At 58.6% G+C, this 2,142-nt stretch carries 1 protein-coding gene; it reads left to right on the top strand.

Annotated features, from left to right (window positions below):
* The first annotated feature begins 47 nt into the window (after positions 1-47).
* A complete protein-coding gene (locus tag HPY55_16355; GenBank protein NPV72177.1) occupies positions 48-2,138 on the top strand; it encodes a diguanylate cyclase in 2,091 nt (696 codons plus the stop codon).
* Positions 2,139-2,142 lie beyond the last annotated feature (4 nt).

The following is a 2,142-nucleotide window of genomic DNA, read 5'->3' as shown; positions in this document are numbered from 1 at the left end:
GAAACAGGACCCTGAGCATAATTGGCCTAACTCTCGCTGGTTTGATCGTGATCCTCTACGGGACTTCGCGGGTTATCCTGCTGAACGGTTTCGCGAGGTTGGAGGAGCATGACGTCCGCCGTAACGTCGCGCGGGCTCTCAGCGCCCTGCACGATCGCCTCGCTTCGCTGGACGCCGTGGCAGAAGACTGGGCAAGTTGGGACGATACCTACGACTTCATAAGGGACAAGAACACCAAGTACATCGAGTCCAACCTCGGCGATCACACGTTCTCGAATCTCGGACTCAACGTCATGCTATACATCGACTCCTCCAGTCGAATCGTCTTTGGCAAGGGGTTCGACCTGAATGAGGGCCAGTCCATTCCCATTCCAAGTGGCCTGCAACAGTACATTGTTCCGAACGGCCCCATTCAATCCCGCAGCACTGCAGCACACGCCGCAACGGGGATTATAGTCCTCCCGGAAGGCTCCATGCTCCTTGCCGCAAGGCCCATCCTGACCAGTGAAGGGAAGGGCCCGGTTCGCGGAACGCTGATCATGGGACGGTACTTTGATTCTGCTGTGGTTCAGCAGCTGGCAGAAACCACTCATCTGGCGATCACCGTGCAACAGTTGAACGGGCCCGAGGTCCCGCCCGACTTTCGGGCAATGCTCACATCCCTATCTGAGCAGGAGTCCATTTACGTCCGGCCGCTCGGAAAGGAATTCACCGCAGGATATGCGCTGCTCAAGGACATCTCAGGAAAGCCTTGCCTTGTGTTGAAAGTGCAGGTACCCAGGAGTATCTACACGCAAGGTCGGACCAGCGTTCTCTATTTCCTCTCATCGCTTGTGATGGCCGGCCTGGTGTTCGGCGCAGTGGTCCTTGTGTTCCTGGAAAAAACGGTGCTGTCCCGGCTTGCCCTTCTGAGCACAAACGTAAGCGCCATCGGTGCTAGCGGCGACCTTTCCACGAGGGTACCAGCAGCAGGGCGCGATGAACTCTCGGACCTGGCTGGGGAGATTAACCGAATGCTCGAGGCGCTTGAGCGATACCAGGGCGAACTGCGGGCAAGCGAAGAACGTCACCGCCGTCTCAGCGTCACCGACTCCCTCACCGGGCTCCACAACCGCACCTACTTCGAGCAGGAGATGCACCGTCTCGAGGCCGAGGGTTGTACGCCGGTTGGCATAGTTCTCTGTGACATAGACGGGCTCAAGCTCGTAAACGATACCCTCGGACATGATGCGGGTGACGAGCTACTCCTCGCCGCCGCCCGTGTGTTGAAGGAGACATCCCCCGGAACAGCTACCGTGGCCCGGATCGGAGGGGATGAATTCGCCGTCTTGCTCCCAGGCAGCGACGAAACCACCACGGAGCGCGTGTGCTCAGAGCTTCGGGATGCGGTTGACAGATACAACGCGGCAAACCCGGAGCGGCCCCTGAGCACTTCGATCGGGTTCGCTGCCAGAAGCGATACTTCCAAGAGCATGAGTGACCTCTTCAAAGAAGCGGACGACAACATGTACCGGGAGAAGCTGCACCGCAGCCGGAGTACTCGCAGCGTTATCGTTCAAACGCTCATGAAGGCGATGGAGGCAAGGGACTTCATTACCGAAGGCCATCTGGACCGACTGGAAAGCCTGGTCGCGCGCGTGGCCGCAGCCATCGGCCTGCCTGAACGTAACATAACCGATCTGCGTCTTCTCGCGAGGTTCCATGACATAGGCAAAGTCGGCATACCCGACCGCATTCTGATGAAGCCAGGTGCGCTAACGCCTGAGGAAATCGAAGAGATGAGGCTCCACTGTGAGATCGGCCTCCGCATCGCGCAGTCCGTGCCTGACCTGGCCTCGATTTCGGACTGGATCTTGAAGCACCACGAATGGTGGAATGGTCAGGGCTATCCGCTCGGGCTGAAAGGTGAAGAGATCCCGCTCGAATGCCGCATTCTTGCCATTGTGGACGCCTACGATGCAATGACCAGCGACCGTCCTTACCGGAAAGCGCTAACCCACGAGCAGGCCGTGTGCGAACTTAAGCGCTGTGCAGGGACCCAGTTCGACCCTGACCTTGTGCAGAAAGTGGTACAGATACTGGAAACCAGCGGACCACAGGCTGGCCCTGATGAGAGGCTGGCCCCAAGTACCTCTTGAGCCT

It is taken from the genome of Bacillota bacterium (genome assembly GCA_013178305.1).
Classification (GTDB): domain Bacteria; phylum Bacillota; class Sulfobacillia; order JABLXB01; family JABLXB01; genus JABLXB01.
The sequence above is the reverse complement of the archived record's forward strand: the minus strand, read 5'-3'. Positions and strand labels throughout refer to the sequence as shown.